General features: G+C 43.6%; 13 protein-coding genes and 1 pseudogene. 3 read left to right on the forward strand and 11 right to left on the reverse strand.

Translation table 11 applies throughout. From position 1 onward, the window contains the following. Positions 1-35: 35 nt before the first annotated feature. The 4 genes from ONT18_RS06970 to ONT18_RS06985 form a co-directional block, all read right to left on the reverse strand. Positions 36-836 (reverse strand): polysaccharide biosynthesis/export family protein, encoded by an 801-nt coding sequence (locus tag ONT18_RS06970; protein ID WP_022121476.1) that lies wholly within the window; start codon positions 834-836, stop codon positions 36-38. A 118-nt stretch (positions 837-954) separates the two neighbouring features. Beyond that, entirely contained in the window at positions 955-2,409 is a 1,455-nt protein-coding gene (gene pyk / locus ONT18_RS06975; RefSeq protein ID WP_264904656.1) for a pyruvate kinase, read from the reverse strand. A gap of 258 nt (positions 2,410-2,667) precedes the next feature. Continuing rightward, entirely contained in the window at positions 2,668-3,291 is a 624-nt protein-coding gene (locus ONT18_RS06980; RefSeq protein ID WP_228114989.1) for a LemA family protein, read from the reverse strand. A gap of 67 nt (positions 3,292-3,358) precedes the next feature. Then, positions 3,359-4,183, reverse strand: coding sequence for a TPM domain-containing protein (locus tag ONT18_RS06985; protein ID WP_264904658.1), 825 nt, complete (start codon positions 4,181-4,183; stop codon positions 3,359-3,361). Between the two features lie 155 nt (positions 4,184-4,338). On the opposite strand from ONT18_RS06985, the pseudogene ONT18_RS06990 reads away from it, so the two are divergent. Both ONT18_RS06990 and ONT18_RS06995 read left to right on the forward strand, forming a co-directional pair. Beyond that, positions 4,339-4,635, forward strand: a pseudogene (locus ONT18_RS06990) (HU family DNA-binding protein); the annotation flags it as partial. 280 nt (positions 4,636-4,915) lie between these two features. Next, positions 4,916-6,487, forward strand: coding sequence for an Rne/Rng family ribonuclease (locus ONT18_RS06995; protein WP_117692278.1), 1,572 nt, complete (start codon positions 4,916-4,918; stop codon positions 6,485-6,487). Between the two features lie 94 nt (positions 6,488-6,581). On the opposite strand, the gene ONT18_RS07000 is transcribed toward ONT18_RS06995, so the two are convergent. Then, positions 6,582-8,669, reverse strand: coding sequence for a S9 family peptidase (locus tag ONT18_RS07000; protein WP_264904660.1), 2,088 nt, complete (start codon positions 8,667-8,669; stop codon positions 6,582-6,584). A 133-nt stretch (positions 8,670-8,802) separates the two neighbouring features. Here ONT18_RS07000 and ONT18_RS07005 point away from each other — a divergent pair, with 133 nt between their 5' ends. Beyond that, positions 8,803-9,120 (forward strand): heavy metal-binding domain-containing protein, encoded by a 318-nt coding sequence (locus tag ONT18_RS07005; RefSeq protein WP_117587376.1) that lies wholly within the window; start codon positions 8,803-8,805, stop codon positions 9,118-9,120. A 151-nt stretch (positions 9,121-9,271) separates the two neighbouring features. Here the strand turns inward: ONT18_RS07005 and ONT18_RS07010 are convergent, their stop codons facing one another. From ONT18_RS07010 to rplI, 6 genes are all read right to left on the reverse strand, one after another. Then, positions 9,272-10,834, reverse strand: coding sequence for an ATP-binding protein (locus ONT18_RS07010; RefSeq protein WP_264904666.1), 1,563 nt, complete (start codon positions 10,832-10,834; stop codon positions 9,272-9,274). A gap of 243 nt (positions 10,835-11,077) precedes the next feature. Beyond that, positions 11,078-12,568 carry a type II toxin-antitoxin system HipA family toxin gene (locus ONT18_RS07015; protein WP_264904668.1) on the reverse strand — a complete coding sequence of 497 codons (1,491 nt, stop codon included), beginning with the start codon at positions 12,566-12,568 and terminating at the stop codon, positions 11,078-11,080. A gap of 9 nt (positions 12,569-12,577) precedes the next feature. Next, positions 12,578-12,886: a helix-turn-helix domain-containing protein gene (locus tag ONT18_RS07020; RefSeq protein ID WP_119229221.1), complete on the reverse strand. Its 309-nt coding sequence runs from the start codon at positions 12,884-12,886 to the stop codon at positions 12,578-12,580. 1,028 nt (positions 12,887-13,914) lie between these two features. Beyond that, the gene (locus tag ONT18_RS07025) at positions 13,915-16,107 is read right to left on the reverse strand and encodes an alpha-amylase family glycosyl hydrolase (RefSeq protein ID WP_264904670.1); all 2,193 of its coding nucleotides are present in this window, start codon (positions 16,105-16,107) and stop codon (positions 13,915-13,917) included. A gap of 89 nt (positions 16,108-16,196) precedes the next feature. After that, positions 16,197-17,084: an ACP S-malonyltransferase gene (gene fabD / locus ONT18_RS07030; protein WP_022121906.1), complete on the reverse strand. Its 888-nt coding sequence runs from the start codon at positions 17,082-17,084 to the stop codon at positions 16,197-16,199. Positions 17,085-17,365: 281 nt separating this feature from the next. Beyond that, positions 17,366-17,896 carry a 50S ribosomal protein L9 gene (rplI, locus tag ONT18_RS07035; protein WP_006847400.1) on the reverse strand — a complete coding sequence of 177 codons (531 nt, stop codon included), beginning with the start codon at positions 17,894-17,896 and terminating at the stop codon, positions 17,366-17,368. Positions 17,897-17,916: the final 20 nt, after the last annotated feature.

Below are 17,916 nucleotides of genomic sequence, written 5' to 3' on the forward strand. Positions count from 1 at the left end.
TGTAGTATCCTAATTTTACTCCCACCTATTACCTGCTATCGCAAGATATTGACAATCAATGATGCGATAGAAATCAATGTACCAACGGCAGAGAACCACAATGTAGTAGATGAACCGATAGATGAGTTTTGAGCTTTCACCTTATTTGGTTCTACATAGATAATATCATTCTGCTGCAGATAATAGAATGGTGAATTAATAATATTTGCATCATTCAAGTTCATACGATAAGTATGCTTCTCTCCTGCTGCATCCTGACGAATCAATAATACATTGTCACGCTTACCATAGATAGTTAAGTCGCCACACTGTGCCAAAGCTTCAAGAATACTCATCTTCTCCTGTGGAGCATAAATAATTCCTGGCTTTTCTACTTCACCTAATACAGATACATGGTAACTGCCCATGCGAACCGTAACAATAGGATTTTCTTTTTCTGCCAGATAAGGCTTCACCTTATTCTTGATGAGATCTTCAGCCTGCTTCTTGGTCAAACCACCGACATGCAAGGTTCCAACAACAGGAAACTCAATATTACCATCATTATCAACCAGATATCCTTGCAGGGAACCACTACCATAACTCAGCTGTCCGCCTGTACCCAATGTTTGAGAGACAGAGAGGTTGAAAGGCATGGCAGCCTTTGGATCTGTTGTAATTACTGTAATTGTAAGTTCGTCCTTAGGCATAATCTTGGCTTCATAAAGCATTCTTGAAGCAGCCAAGCTGATAGAATCTGCATTTTGGAAATAAGCTACATTCTTAGTACTTCCACAACTGCCAAGTACTAAGAGCATAGTCAAAGCGACTAAAACTGAACTAACGAGTTTTTTCATTTTCTAAAATTTTCGTTTTAAAATATTGGTGCAAAATTACGGTATTTTTTTGAATACTGCAAATTTTTGCACCAATAATTCTATTTACGTCTATTTTTTTTTGAAATAATAGCCTTTTTTACTTATCTTCGATGCCATTTGATGGCAAATTAAAGCTATAACTGTTATCGAAAATCTTCTTCACTTTATTAATCTCAACGAAGGTTGTGCCTCCACCCTCTCCAAAGCTACCGCTCAGATAAGCAATCTTATCCTCCTCACCTAAGTAGCCTTTCTGGCGAAGCATACGTACCGCTGCGGTAAACATAGCCTTGGTAGAAACCTGATCCTTCTGATGAATTGGAATAATACCATAGCTCAGATTCAACCAGCGCTGGAGTTTCTCCTTATAGCAGATTGCCAATACCGGATTTGGACCACGGAAGGCTGCCAGGTCGCGTGCAGTCTGACCGGTCTCGCCATCGGTAATAATACCAGCAACACCCAACTTCTTTGTAGCCTCAATGGCAGCATGAGCCAGGAAGAGTTTCTGGTCAATCTTACCATCTTCCATTGGATCAATATCATTCAGTGGAGACTTGTCCTTCTCTGCCTGCTCAGCAATACGGACCATGGTCTGCACTGCTTCTACAGGATACTTACCGCTTGCTGTCTCACCAGAAAGCATCAGCGCATCGGTGCGATAGAAGATAGCATTGGCAATATCAGTTACCTCAGCACGGGTAGGACGTGGATTCTTAATCATGGTATGCAACATCTGTGTAGCCACGATTACCGGTTTCTGCGCCTTCACACACTTAGAGATGATGCGGCGCTGGATGCCTGGAATTCTCTCGATTGGCACCTCGATACCCAGGTCACCACGGGCAACCATGATACCATAGCAGGCATCAATAATCTCGTCAATATTATCAACACCTTCCTGATTTTCAATCTTAGAGATAATCTTGATATCACTGTTGTGAGCGTCCAAGATATCCTGAACTGCCTTCACATCGGCTGCATTGCGCACAAAAGAGTGAGCGATGAAATCAATATCCAACTCGATAGCGAGTTCAATATTTCGGCGGTCTTTCTCTGTCAGTGCAGGCAAGTCGATATGCTCTCCCGGCACATTCACGCTCTTGTGAGCCCCGAGCACTCCCTCGTTCTGAACCTCGGCAACCAGCATAGGACCCTGGCTGTCGATAATCTTCATATCGAGTTCACCATCATCGAAGAGCAAATCATCACCTACCTTAACATCGGCTGCGATGTCAGGATAGCTCACATTCACAATATCATGAGAAGACTCCATTTCCGGACGTCCAAAGATTTTCACTACATCACCAACATTGTAGTGGATAGGTTCCTTCACACCTGTAGTTCGCACCTCAGGACCTTTGGTATCAATCATAATACCAATATGTGGAGACACGGCTCTTACATTCTTTACGATGGTGCGTATACCCTCTTCTGTGGCATGAGCAGTATTCATACGAACAACGTTCATACCGGCGAAAAACAGTTTTCGGATAAAATCCTGATCACATCTACGATCACTGATGGAAGCGACAATCTTTGTTTGTTTCATATTTGTAATTTACCTTATTGAAATTTCAATGTTTGCGGTATTTCTACCATATTTCTTAAATTGCGTGCAAAGATACAAAGAATTTCTGAAATAAAAAACATCTGAAATACAAAATATATATAAAATATTGAGTTACTTTCAAATTGAAAGCGCATAAAACAGAAAATCTAGCCAATGGGACACTTCTCGTTCCCATTGACTAGATAACAAATCTATTAATCCCGTTGAAAAACAGGATTTTTAATGATCAATTCTAAATTAGATATCCAAGTCTGGCGCCTTCTCAGCTCCTGCTGCTGCCTCAAACTTAGGCATCACATTGAAATTGAAGAGGCCGGCGATAAGGGCACTTGGCATTTTTCTAACCGTCTGGTTATAGTTCTGAACGGCTTCATTATACTTGCGGCGTGCCTCGCTGATACGGTTTTCCGTACCCTCTTCCTGAACCTGAAGAGCCTTGAAGTTCTCGCTGGCTTTCAACTCAGGATATTTCTCGGCTACTACCATCAGTTTGGAGAATGCATTCGCCAACTCACCCTGTGCAGCAGCATACTTCTTCAGGCTAGCCTCAGTAAGATTGTTGGCATCCAGCTTTACCTGACCAACAGCAGCACGAGCCTTGGTTACCTCGGCAAAGGTTTCTTTCTCATGCTTGGCATAAGCCTTTACGATCTTAGCCAACTGTGGCATCATATCAGCACGACGCTGATACTGAGTCTGAACATTAGCCAACTCTGTGGTAGCCAACTCCTGTTTCTCTACCAATCCGTTATAACCACTGAACATCCATAGTACCAGCACAACTACGATGCCCAGAATAATCCAACTTTTCTTTATACCTCTCTTTGCCGGTTGCATGTTTGAATTCATTGTCTGTTCCATTGTCATTATTATTAATTAATTATTTACTATAAACTATTAACTATAAACTATTAACTATAATCAGTCATCACCATCCTCCGCCAGAGCCACCTCCGCTAAAGGTACCTCCGCCAAAAGAACCGCCCGAGAAACCGCCGCCGGAAGAACCGCCACCTCCCATAAAGAAAGGAGGTATCCAGTCATCGTCATTGTTTCTCCTACGAGACTGGTTTCTCTGATGGCTCTTCGGTCTTGGCTTCACAATACCGAGTATCTCCAGAATATACCTGATAAACAGATAGATAGGAATACCGAAGAAGATAAGGAACAGGATAATGACCAGGAACCAGTCCTCTTCGTCATTAACCGAACCTTCATCAACATCCGCAATTCCCGTCCGTCCACTTTTCACCTTATTATATATAGCACGGCTCACAGATGCTACCGCCTCGCCCGGATTGCCTTCACGCATATACTTCACGATGCAAGCCCGGGCAATATCATCGCAGTCCACATCGGTCAACTCCCCCTCCAGTCCACTTCCTGGAGCAATAAAGTACTTATGGTCCTCCACCGCGATGACGATAACCAGTCCTCTCCGGCTCTTCTTGTAACCGATACCATATTGGTTGCCCACATCCTGCGCCATCCGAAAGGCATCCTGGTTGTCAACCTTTCCCACAATGATGAGCACATTCTGTACGCCACACTCCAACTTCAGTTTCTGAAGATAGAAATTGGCAGAATCCTTCTGAGCCTTATCAACATATCCATCCGGGTCGGAAACATATTGCGTAGAATCCCTGAGGAAAGGAATCGGTACATTTTTCGCCGTCCAGACCTCCCCAGCCGTCAACGCCAATGCATGAAAGGCAACCATCATCAAAGCCAAAAAATATCTCTTAAATCTCATAATTTCTCTATTTTGGTGCAAAAATACGCAATAAAAACCTTATATGCAAATACTTAGAGCATTATTTTTGCAAAAAAAGCCTTAAGTATTTTGTTATATCATAAAAAACTTGTATCTTTGCACACCGAAATAAAGATTAACAAGTAAAATTAGTAAAAAATAAAGAAATGACCAAAGCAGATATCATTAATGAGGTAGCTATCGCTACTGGTATGCCTAAGAAAGAAGTAGGTACTGTAGTAGAGGCTTTTATGGAAGAGGTTAAGAAGTGCCTCATCGAAAAGAAGGACAATGTATACTTGCGTGGTTTCGGCAGCTTCAACATCAAGCATCGTGCTGCTAAGACTGCCCGTAACATCTCTAAGAATACAACCATCACCATTCCAGCTCACGACTTGCCAAGCTTCAAGCCATCAAAGAGCTTCATCGAGGAGATGCAGAACGCTCAGTAATACTGCTGGACAGAAAGAGAGAAATATCATTTTTTATAATAACAATATTTTAAAATTTTAAAATCATGCCAAACGGAAAGAAAAAGAAGGGCCACAAGATGGCTACTCACAAGCGTAAAAAAAGATTACGTAAGAACAGACATAAGAGCAAGTAAGCTAGCATTGTAGCTAGTCTACTATAGCTCTCGGTCAGTTCGTGACTGAGGGGGTGTGTCAGTTCTGATATGGAATGACATACCCTTTTTTTGTATTAATTTAAAGTTAAAAGATTATTGAAGATATGACAAGCGAAGTTGTAATTGATGTCCAACAGAAAGACATCTCTATCGCACTCATGGAGGACAAGCAGCTGGTGGAATACCAGAACGAACCTCGTGAGGCATCGTTCTCTGTGGGCAACATCTACATCGCAAAGGTAAAAAAACTGATGCCGGGTCTTAACGCCTGCTTCGTGGATGTAGGTTATGAACGCGACGCCTTTCTTCATTATCTTGACCTAGGAAGTCATTTTAATTCCTACCAGAAGTACCTTAAACAAGTACAGAGCGACAGAAAGAAACTTTTCCCATTCTCTAAAGCCAGCAAAATGCCTGAATTGGAAAAGGACGGCAGCATACAGAATGTACTCAAAGCAGGACAGGAAGTGCTGGTACAAATCGTAAAGGAACCAATCTCTACCAAGGGACCTCGACTCACAGGCGAAATCTCATTCGCGGGCCGATACCTGGTACTCATGCCATTCGGTGATAAAGTTTCTGTCTCGTCGAAAATTAAAAGCGGTGAAGAACGCTCCCGACTCAAACAACTCATTCACAGCATCAAACCAAAGAATTGCGGCGTTATCGTCCGCACTGTGGCTGAGGGTAAGAAGGTCGCTGAGCTCGATGCTGAGCTGAAAGTCCTGGTGAAGCGATGGGAGGATGCTATCGCCAAGGTACAGAAGACCCAGCAGCGCCCGCAACTTGCATTCGAGGAGACCGGAAGAGCCGTTGCTCTCTTGCGTGACTTGTTTAACCCATCTTACGAGAACATCTACGTGAACAACGAAGATGTGATGAACGAGGTGAAGAACTATGTTTCTCTAATAGCCCCTGAAAAGGCGGGCATAGTTAAGCTCTACACCGGTAAGGTGCCCATCTTCGACAATTTCAGCATTACCAAGCAGATTAAAGCTGGCTTTGGTCGTGTTGTTAACTACAAGCACGGTGCTTATCTCATCATCGAGCACACCGAGGCCTTGCACGTTGTCGATGTAAACAGTGGTAACAGAACTCGTGAGAAAGGTCAGGAAGCAAATGCACTGGATGTTAACCTCGGCGCTGCTGATGAGTTGGCTAGACAATTGCGCCTCCGAGATATGGGAGGTATCATTGTTGTCGACTTCATCGACATGAATCTTGCCGAAGACCGACAGTTGCTCTATGAACGCATGTGCAAGAACATGCAGAAGGACCGTGCCAAGCACAACATCCTGCCATTGAGCAAGTTCGGACTGATGCAGATTACACGCCAGCGTGTACGTCCGGCTATGGATGTGAATGTAGATGAAACCTGCCCTACCTGTTTCGGTACGGGCAAGATCAAGTCTAGCATCCTCTTCACCGACCAGTTGGAAAGAAAAATCGACCGCCTAGTCAACAAGATCGGCGTCAAGAAATTCACTTTGTATGTGAATCCTTACGTGGCTGCCTTCATCAACAAGGGCTTCATTTCCCTGAAGCGCAGATGGCAGTTTAAGTATGGTTTCGGCTTCAATGTGATTCCTTCACAGAAACTGGCATTCCTCCAGTACGAATTCTACGACAAGGACAACCAGTATCTGGACATGCAGGAAGAACAGGAAACAAAGTAAGTTTTTAATTATCAGAAAAAAGCTCCATTCGCATCTGATTGCGAATGGAGCTTTTTTATTTTGTTTTTCTACACCTTATTATATATAGGGCATTTTAGTACTCTATCTCATTATTCACCATCTTCTCTGTATCCCAAGGTGCAGGAGCACCGCCGAGATAACGATGGAACCAGTCGAGGTGCGCGTTGTAATAGAGCGGCATCGACTTCAGGTTGCTTGGCCAGTGACCATCATACTTCAAGACTATCAGTCGCGAAGGAATGTTTAGGGTCTGCAAAGCTGTGAAATACTGCAAACTCTGGGTATACGGTACACGATAGTCCAGCTCACCTGTCATCACGAGGGTTGGTGTTGAGAAGTTCTTGATGTATGAGGATGGTGACCACTTCTCGTAGAGATCGGAATTATAAGGCTGTCCCTCTAACTCAAAGTTAGGAAACCATACTTCCTCAGTACTGCCCCACATAGAGCGCAAGTCATATACGCCCATCATGGAAGCCAGACACTTGAATCGCTTGGTATGTCCCTGCAGCCAGTTCATCATGTAACCGCCATACGACCATCCCATCGCTCCCATCCTCGTGGAGTCAACATATTCCAGAGTTGCCAACTTATCGGTAACCTTCATTACATCCTCGAATACCTTTCCGCCCCAGTCGCCAGAGATGGAACGGGTGAAAGCCTGACCATATCCCGTAGAACCGTGAGGATTAGGATAAGCCACCACATAACCGGCAGCAGGATAAACCTGCCAGTCGCCACGGAAGGAATTCATCCACTGCATCTGTGGTCCGCCATGCACATTGATGATAAGCGGATATTTCTTGCTGGCATCAAAGTTGTGTGGCTTCACGATGAATACCTGTACCTTGTCGCCACCAGCACCCTCTACCCAGATACTCTCAGATGGACGGATATCCACTTCATCCTCCAACTGCTGGTTGAGGAAGGTAATCTGCTGTTCCTTGCCGCTGGCTACAGGAGTTCCATTCCACTTCTTCATCTGCTGGCGATAGAGAGCCGATGGCTTGCCTGTCGTGCTATAGGTATAATATACCATACCCTTATTGTCGAAATCAAACTCCGAGATGGCCTTGCCCGTCAATACCGGCGAGATGGTTTTTCTGGCTATATCGAGCTTGTAGAGCGGCTCAGCGCCCTGTACCTGACCGAGGAAGAAGATACTCTTGCTGTCGGGAGCCCATTTGTAATCATCTACCCAGTTGTCAAACTTCTCTGTCAGGATGGTAGACTTCTTTGCAGCCCGGTCGTAGATAGCAAGACGGAAGTGATCAGACTCATAACCAGGCACTTGCTGCAAGCGGTAAGCGATATACTTGCCGTCAGGCGAATAGGCTGGAGTACCATCCCAAGCCTTGTTCTCCTTCGTGATGCAGACCGGTTCTCCCCCATTCACAGATACCGTCCACAGGTCGGCATTGGTGCTAGCCTCCTGATGCTCATCATGATTGGATACGAAACAGATCTCCTTGCTGTCAGGAGAGAATTGATAGGTGATTCCACCCCCAACCACGAATATCAGCGAATAATTGCCCGGAGTCAGATCCTTGTAAGTCTTCGTCTGTGTATCGAAAAGGATAAGGTGATTGCATCTGCCATCATTATAGCTCGTCCAATGACGGTAGAGCAACTTGTCGGCGATATGCGCCTGTACAGGTCCCTGCTCCTTTTTCTCCATCCGGGCCTTGTTAGCCTTGGCATCAGCTCCCAGGTCGGGATATACTTCTGCGGTAAAGGCAATGTATCGCTCATCCGGAGAGATGACAGGGCTACCGATACCCAACTCATAATCAGTTACCTGTTCCGTCTCGCAGGTAGTCAGATCCATGCAAAAGATTTGAGCCGTCCCTTTCTCATAATTAGTAAAGAAGATACTCTTTCCATCCTTGCTCCACACGGCAGAACTGCTCTTTCCATCCTCGGTAAGAGCCTTGGCGTGAGAGCCATCCGCATTCATGATGTAGATGTCGGAGCCAGACTTCTGGTTCTTCAGGTCAGAAGAACTGGCGGTATAGCAAACCGTCTTACCATCAGGCGAAAGGCTCACCGAAGAAACGCCCTTCACCCTGTACAAATCCTCGATGGTAAACGCCCTTTTCTGAGCGTTTGCCGAAAGCAGCGCCATCACGAGTGCTGCCGAAAACATCAATCTCTTGTTCATATAACCTATTAATATTTATATTTACGATGCAAAAATAGCAATTATTTTTGGATTTCCTGCAACCTTTTCTCTACTTTTATCGTCTAAGCTATAAATAACATTGATAATAACATAAAAAAGAAAGGAAAAGACTATGATTTTAAGTACCACTCCAACCATAGAAGGGCACCCTATCCGTGAATACCGTGGCGTAGTGACCGGCGAAACCATCATCGGTACCAACTTTGTAAAGGATTTCTTTGCCAGTGTCCGTGATGTAATCGGCGGCAGAAGCGGTTCTTACGAAAGCACCCTCCGCGAGGCTAAGGATACAGCCCTCAGAGAGATGGCCGACCGTGCCGCATCCCTGGGCTGCAACGCCATCGTGGGCATCGACCTGGATTACGAAACCGTAGGAAAAAGCGGCTCCATGCTGATGGTAACATGCAGCGGAACGGCGGTGATTATCTAAGTTCTGCGACTGTACAAAAGAACAAAACATGCTTGAAATGGGGCGGTAACTGCCTTTAAAAACGAGTTACCGCCCCTGTTCAGATATATTTTTATCTATATAGTGTGGTGACATACACCTGATGAAGGTCACCAACATTCTTCTATTTCATTTATTCTATCACCCAATCCTCTATACTTCGCTGGTTTTCCGAGAAGTTAATACCCACTTTCACAACCTTTCGCCCATCATCGGCAAAAGCCTTGGCATAGTTCTTATCGCTGATTTGCGCCATGGCGATGTCGGCAGACTTCTTATATTTCAACTCAAAGATAAAGATACTCTTATCCGTCTTGAGCACAAGGTCTATTCTTCCATCCGAAGTGGTATGCTCCACCTTCACATCTTCGCCAAGCATGGTGAAGATGGTGAATATCACGGCTTGATAGTGACGCTCATTATTGTTGATAATCGTATATGGGAACTTATCATAGAATGCCTTCAAATGAGGCATAAAGGCTCCCATGTCGTCATTGATGAGCACATTCTTTTTATAAGCATATACGATAGCATCAAGTTCGCCTACCTCTGAAGGGGTATAATATTGGCAAAGGCTTTCCGAAAAACCTTGTCTAACTTCTTGATTAGGAAAACTAAGGTAATACATACCTAACTGCTTGTCATATCCCTTAATCGTAAGATACCCACTTTGGAAAAGGACTGGCACAGGGTCAGTAATCGTCTCAGTAGGAACATCGAAGCGTTTAGCTCTAGCCCAGATATCATTTAAGTCCATCATATCCAAATTCTTCTGCTGCATCAGTTCTATCAGGAACGTAGGCGTACCAGATGTAAACCAATAGCTATTAAACTCCTTATCGTCCAAAGCATTGATAATGCTGTAAGGATTGAAGATATCCTCGCTATTGATACTGAAGTGGTAGCCATCATAATGCTGCTTGAGTTGCTGCAAGGTCTCCTCATAAGTGAGTCCATTATGCTCAGCCATCTCCTCGATTCCCTCATGGAAATACTGAGTCAATTCACTCTTGGTTATACCACAACAGCTACTGTATTCATCCTTCAACGTGAGAATCTTGAGATTGTTCAATTCACTAAAGATGCTGAGCTGACTAAACTTGGAGATGCCTGTGATGAATACAAAGCGGATGTTTCCCTCTTGCTGCTTCAAGGGGCTGAAGAAATCTCGCATAATATTGCGGATGGTTTTCTGCAAGTCTTCGTCACTGACAGAATCATGCATTGGAGCATCATATTCATCGATGAGAACAACTGCTTGTTTACCTGTTTGAGCAGCTGCTGCAAGCAAGATGTTCTTAAGACGACCTCCAAAAGACTTCTCATCTATTGGATTAACTTTTAAACCATATTTTTTCTCTTCTACTTCTAGTATTCCGTTTAGAATTGAATATGTATTCTCCAAACTATAATATTTACCACAGCTCAGATCCAGGTGGATGACAGGATATGCCGTCCATTCCTTCTCCATCTGTTCAATGGCAAGGCCCTTAAACAGTTCTTTCTTACCCTCGAAATAAGCCTGGAGGGTAGATACAAACAAGGATTTTCCGAATCGACGTGGGCGACTCAGAAAATGAAATTTGGCATAATGAGCCAACTGATAGACGATAGCCGTCTTGTCAGCATAGAAGTAATTCCCCTTCACGATTTCGGAGAACGTTTGTATTCCCAAAGGATATCTCTTTGAAGCCATAATCTTACTCTTAATAATTAATGTACAAAGATACAGATAATATTTCAGAAAACAAGCATTTTTCTGATTATTAACAATATATCTAAAGGAAAACGACCCGCACATTTGAGCATCGTTGAGAGGCTTGGCGGGTTCTCGTGCTGCAAAGATACGAATAATCTTTGATCATACAAACTTTTTAGAAGGAAAATAGAAAAAGCAAAGTGGATTTCTTTGCTTTTTCTATTTTAAATCAAATATCTTCTATCTCAGCAGATATTTCGCAACCAAATCTCTAAGCATCGACTCCGGAAGATTCGACAATCCCGTCTCTTGAATCGTAGCATATTCGGGCTTGTTCTTTCCGATAATAAACTTACACTCTCGCCCATCTATGCTTGCATACAAATGGAAGTTGCCTTTGTAAGCCTGCTCTATGCGAACATCAGTACAACTTTTGCCATCTATCTCAAAAGAAGCAGAACTGTTGTCTTTATCCTCCAATCCCCATGATACGAGATGAGCATTTATCGCTGACTCTATGGAACTGATCCATCTGTCCTGAACCTCATTTCGCTTGGCTATGTCACGGAATTGCCGCAGAGAATCAGCTACTTCCCTAATGATTGCATCAGCACGCCGAATGCCATTGTCCTTGGCAAACAGAATGGCATCATCGTAAGAAATATGATGCAGCTTAGACCTTACATACATACAATGACCCGTATTAGGTAAATAGCCTCCTGTATCTATAATATAAGTGAGGTCGTAGGCTGGTGACAAACGCCAAATCCCCGCCTCGTCCATCACAAAAGAGAAATTCTTTGTATGGTCATCCGTATTGTTGGAAAGTACATTGAACACAAGTCTGCGAAATACTTCCTGGCAATCTGTATCCGGCAAATGTAATTTTCTGCAGACAGCAATAAGTCCCTCATAGCTATCGGCTTCCGGAGAAATCGCAGCAAGGGTCTGCGTATGCAACTTTCTCTCACCATCACGATCGAAACGCTTCGTTATGAAATTCCTGTTTCCATCTATCTCATATAGTCGGGATGGCATCATATCTATTCCCGACTTGATGGCCATCTCGTAATAGGTCATCTCTATCTCGGCAGAACTATATTTCGTATCGCCAAATTTCAATATGTAATAATCATAATCCTGCAGCCCAGCCACCTGACCGCTTCGTATCTCCCCCGTAGTTTTATTGATGGCAATGATAGCCTTAGGTTGGCGTCCACCAGCCGATGTTCCCACCGTAAGCAAGGACTGCATCGTGATAGATTCCTCTGGCATGATATGGGCATTTTCACGCTCGATGAAAATGCGCTCAGCCAAGTCTGCCAACGACTTGACATCTATCATTTCAGCCTTATCCGTCTTTGCCACCTCTGGTAAGAATTCCAATGCACCCATGCCTCGCTTACCGATAAAAGAAAGTTTATCCAACGGAGTTATATCAGCATTTGGAATATGATTTTGAATTCGCCAAAGCTCGAAAAGCTGATTACCCCAGGCATCCGGCAACGAATCTGCCAGAAATGCAGGAAGTTTCTGGTACATTTTGGCATCCTCTCCCCACACGGGTGTCATTGCACGAATACCACGCACAGGAGCTTGAAGAGGAGAAACATCAATTCCCTGCTTCAAGAACTCAGGATTATATGTAAAGTACGATAACCTGCGGCGATTGTCCCATGCCAAGCGACCGATTTCTTCGTCCCAAAGCATTACTCTCAAAGTATTTACCATAACCAGTTATTATTTAGTATGACGAATTCTCTGTGCCTTCTTCTCATCCTTTCTCATCAGATAAGGAGATGGAGGAAGTTCTGGAAGCACATCATTGATGGCATCAATCTGCCCTACCACCTTCAGTAAGAGGAGAAAAGTGGAAAGCGAAAGATTGCCCGCTGTACCATTCTCAAACTTGTGGATGGTGGTCAAGCCAAGCCCAGTAAGCTCGGCAACCTCTTTCTGGGTGAGATTGCATCTCATTCTATATTCCTTGAATCTTACTCCCAGTAAACGTACCAACTCAGGAGTAGAATATTCATATAAATCTGCCATAATCTTCTATTAATTTATCTATCATTATAATGATATTTATCCCATATATCAGCCTTTACCTTCAATATACTGATATTTATGGGTACAAAAATAAGAAAAAGAAATGAGACTGGCAAGCTTTCAAGAGATTATTTTCTAACTTACTATCATTTTTCAGGAAAATGATGCGAGGAGTCGCTTACAAATGACGCAGATTCACCCATTCCTTTATACTCACACATAAATATTTTTTCTTGAAAAAAGTCTCAAAGTATCATTATTTGCAAATATATCACTGATACATAATGAATTACAAAATGATACTTCCAAATATATTTACAAAGAAGTATCATAGAAGTATCATGATTTCAATAGAAGTATCATTAAATCACCATGATGCATCATAAAAAAACACGAAATTATAGTCAACTAAATATAGAAAAACTACAATTTGCTTGTTCAAAATAGTGCCCGAAAATCACCCCATGAAACGGGCATTCAATGCCCGCAGCACGGGCAATGAGTACCCAACACTTGGTCTACCGATGCCCATCACTTGATCCCTTAGTGACCGTGTGACGGGCACTAAGAGACCAACCTATGTGCTTATTCCTAACTACAGTTATCTGTTTTCCATCTTATTCCTGGTTAATATTGGCATACTTTATAAACTAGAAAGGTAGACACACTATCAGTTTTATAAAACGGAAATACTAGACATTTCTTAGTTTTTATGCCTGTATTTCTAGACATAAATCCTCAAAAAAAAGGCGTTCTTTGAAAGCAACTTACCTGAATTTTATGATACTTCTATTGAATTTATGATACTTCTATGATACTTCTTTGTAAAATAAACAGAAAAGTCTCATTTTTATAAACCATTATATATCAATCGCATACATCGGTTTTAGCCGCAAATAATGAGACTTTGAGACTTTTTTCGAGAAAAAAAACTTTTATGTGCACGAAAGAAAAGGAAAGAAGAAAGCAGTAATTATAAAAGAAAAAAGCAGCAATGGCTACTACTCCATTGCTGCTTTTTTTATATTTTACTGAACAATCTTGAAGCGGATACGCAAAGAATGCGCATGCTCATCCCAATTGGTACCCAACAGTACGAACTTGCCAATCTGGGCGGTAGAACGGACATGCTTGCCGATACATGGACAAACATCATAATCACCGATACGAACCAGACGCAAGGTCTCGCTCGCATCATCCGGCAGACGGTCTAACTTGACGTTAGCCGGAATATGGTCACGATCCACAAACTCGTAAGTAACAGGCATATCAAGCTCTATCAGACGATTCATTTCCGTCTCAATCTCCTTCTCCTCCTGGCGGGTAGGCTTGTGATCGACTAAGAAAGTCATCTTACTCTTCTTTCGCTCAATATGTGCATTGCGGCTGCGCTCACAGCCAAACAGGCGAACCATCAACTGATTGAGCAGATGCTCAGCCGTATGAGCAGGAGGGAATTCCTCCTTATGATGCTCATTCAATATGATATCACTTTCCTCCATCTTGACATTGAATTTATAGATTCTTACTCCGTTAGCATCCATTGATATCGGGAATACGCCATCCTTCTTCAACTCAACCTTCTTCTTACCACCCGAGAACAGTTCTGTTACCAGCACCTCCTCTTCAGCAATATGAAAGAAATCAAAAGCATGACCAGGGATGCAAACCTGTAGCTGGCGCGCCTCCTGAGCAAAGTTAAGTACGATGAGCATGGCTTCATCATCCTTCTTGCGAAGGAAGGCGAAATTGGTACGGGGATCGAAATTCTCAGAACCCGGATTCACATACATCAAATCGAAGGTCTCACCCTCGCGGATGGCTTTCTCTTCATTGGCGAAGCGAAGAAGCTGACGATAAGTGGCTGCCAGATATTTCTGCTCTTGACTCAATGCCGAGTCAGATGAATCCTGATAGGCATGTGCCAGAGTTTCCGGACTCCAATAGTCGAATATCGTGGTACGGCCATCCGTGCCGCTGAATCCTTCCTCATCCATTCCCTTCTCGCCGAATTCCTGACCGCTGTAAAGCATGAAAGGATTCTTCTGGAAGAAGAGACTCATGGCTGCCGCAGGAATCGCCTTCATGGCTGAGCCACAGAAGAAATCGCTGGCGATGCGCTGCTCATCATGATTCTCAAGGAAATAGAGCATGTGATCGCGGATATCATCCACTACCTGCCACTCGTGAGTGATACTGGCTGCCGGACGCTCACCACGAACCACGCCACGCAGGCAATCATACATTCCTACCTTGTCATAAAGATAATCGAAACCAGCCTTTACATAGTTGCGGTACTGGTTAGGATCATAAACCTCGCCGATAACCACGATGTGAGGATACTTCGCCTTCAATATTCCTGTAGCGTATGACCAGAAGGCCGTTGGCACCATTTCTGCCATATCACAGCGGAAGCCATCAACACCCTTGCTTGCCCAGAAGAGGAGGATATCTGTCATCTTGCCCCATGTGTTTGGCACTGGTTCATAATGATAGCTTCTGCCTCCTGCATCACAGTAATCTACACCGTAATTGAGTTTCACGGTCTCATACCAGTCGTTACAGCCAGGATGGTTATCAAACCGGTCGTTTCCTGTAGCTCTGGCTGGGCTCTCGGTATAAGGTTCATAAATCTTGGCATCTTTCGCAGAAAAAGCCTTGAACTCTGGTTTGGACTGACGGATTTCATTCAAATCCAAATCGCCCCATGCATAATAGAAATTATTCCTGGTAGAGAAGTGCATGTTCGGATCATCATCTTCTCCCAAATCCCGTACACCTGTTGGTTTGCAAATGGAATGATACTCTCGGGCTACATGGTTCGGAACGAAATCCATGATTACTTTCATACCTGCCTTGTGAGTACGTTCTATCAGCTGCTCCCACTCTTTCATTCTCATACTGACATTCACAGCCAAGTCTGGATCGATATCATAGTAGTCGGTAATAGCATATGGCGAACCTGCTTTTCCCTTCACTACCTCTGCATGCTGAGTAGGAATTCCATAAGAAGAGTAGTTTGTCTGAGTGGCATGACGAATCACACCGGTATACCAAATATGTGTAAATCCCATATCGTGGATGCGAGCCAGAACTTCATCTGAGAAATTATTCAGCTTTCCGCAACCATTCTCTTCGATGGTACCATTTTCCTTACAGGTTGTATTCTGGTTTCCGAAGAGTCGTGGGAGAACCTGGTATATAATAACTTTTTCCTTCATTTAGCGGCTTTACTAAAAAAATGAAACGTTTTACCTTTCCAACAACGCCTTTGCTGAAAAGATAAAACGTTGAATAGTGTTATTGTTGATTAAGCAATACCATGAGCGGCAACATTCTTGTCGATGCGGCCAATCATACCCTGCAATGCCTTGCCAGGACCACACTCTGTGAAGTCATCAGCACCATCAGCAATCATAGCCTGTACAGATGAAGTCCAACGTACAGAACTTGTAAGCTGTGCGATGAGGTTCTGCTGAATCTCAGCTGGATCAGTATGAGGCTTACCGTCTACATTCTGGTAAACCGGGCACTTAGGAGCAGAGAATGTAGTCTTCTCGATGGCAGCCTGAAGTTCATCCTTAGCTGGCTGCATCAATGGAGAGTGGAAAGCACCACCAACCTTCAAAGGCAATGCACGCTTAGCACCGGCAGCCTTCAGCTTCTCGCAAGCAGCATTGATAGCATCTACGTTACCAGAGATAACGAGCTGACCAGGGCAGTTGTAGTTAGCAGCAACTACCACGTTGCCTTCTGTGCTTACCTCAGCGCAGATTTCCTCAACCTTCTCATCTGGCAAACCGATGATGGCAGCCATGGTACCAGGGTTAGCCTCGCAAGCCTTCTGCATAGCGTTGGCACGGGCAGCAACGAGTTTCAAACCATCCTCGAAAGCCATAGCACCGGCAGCAACCAATGCAGAGAACTCACCGAGAGAGTGACCAGCAACCATAGCTGGCTTGAATTCCTCACCCAGGCAAAGAGCAGAGATAACAGAATGGAGGAATACAGCAGGCTGGGTAACCTTGGTTTCCTTCAACTGATCGTCGGTTCCGGCGAACATGATATCAGTAATCTTGAAGCCGAGAATCTCGTCGGCCTTATCAAAAAGTTCTTTTGCCAATGCGTTGTTATCGTAGAGATCCTTACCCATACCTACGAACTGAGAACCCTGTCCAGGGAAAACAAATGCTTTCATTTTATCCTTATATTTTTTAGTTTATAAATAATATTCTGTAATAAATATGAATTCTCTGAATCCGACTGCAAAGGTACAATAAAATTCTGAGAATCAGCAGAGAATATTAAAAAATAAAGTTATATATTCTAAATTACTACAAGAATGGTAAAAACTTTCCATTCAGAACTGGGAAAAGATACAAAAAAATCCCTAATGCCTTGCGGCAAAAGGGATCTTTATATTAATTTGCTTTACAGTGCGAAAAATATCGTACTTCATACAAATTGATTGAGCTAGGATTATTCAGCTGCTGGAGCCTCTTCCTCAGCTGCAGCCTCAGCAGGTGCCTCAACTGGAGCCTCCTCAGCAGCAGGAGCTGCAACAGGAGCGTTCTCAGCAACAACGTTAACTGGAACCTTAACCTCAACCTCCTTGTGGTAGTGTACAGTAGCCTCGTACTCACCAACCTTCTTAGCATCCTTCATAGTGATGATCTTGCGATCAACCTCGATGCCCTTCTTAGCGAGTTCCTCAGCAACAGTTGCAGCGTTAACTGAGCCATAGAGCTGACCAGTAGCGCTCACCTTAGCAGCAATAGTAAGAACAATGCCCTCGAGAGCCTCGCCCTTCTTAACAGCCTCAGCCTTGATAGCCTCAAGCTTGTGAGCCTGCTGCTTCAAATCCTCAGCCAACTGCTTCTTAGCAGATGGAGATGCGATAACAGCCTTACCTGTAGGGATAAGGAAGTTACGACCATAACCACTCTTTACATTTACGATATCGTTCTTATATCCAAGACCGATAATATCTTGCTTCAAAATAATTTCCATTCTTCTTTATCCTCCTTAAA

Source organism: Segatella copri (genome assembly GCF_026015295.1).
GTDB classification, from domain to species: domain Bacteria; phylum Bacteroidota; class Bacteroidia; order Bacteroidales; family Bacteroidaceae; genus Prevotella; species Prevotella copri_C.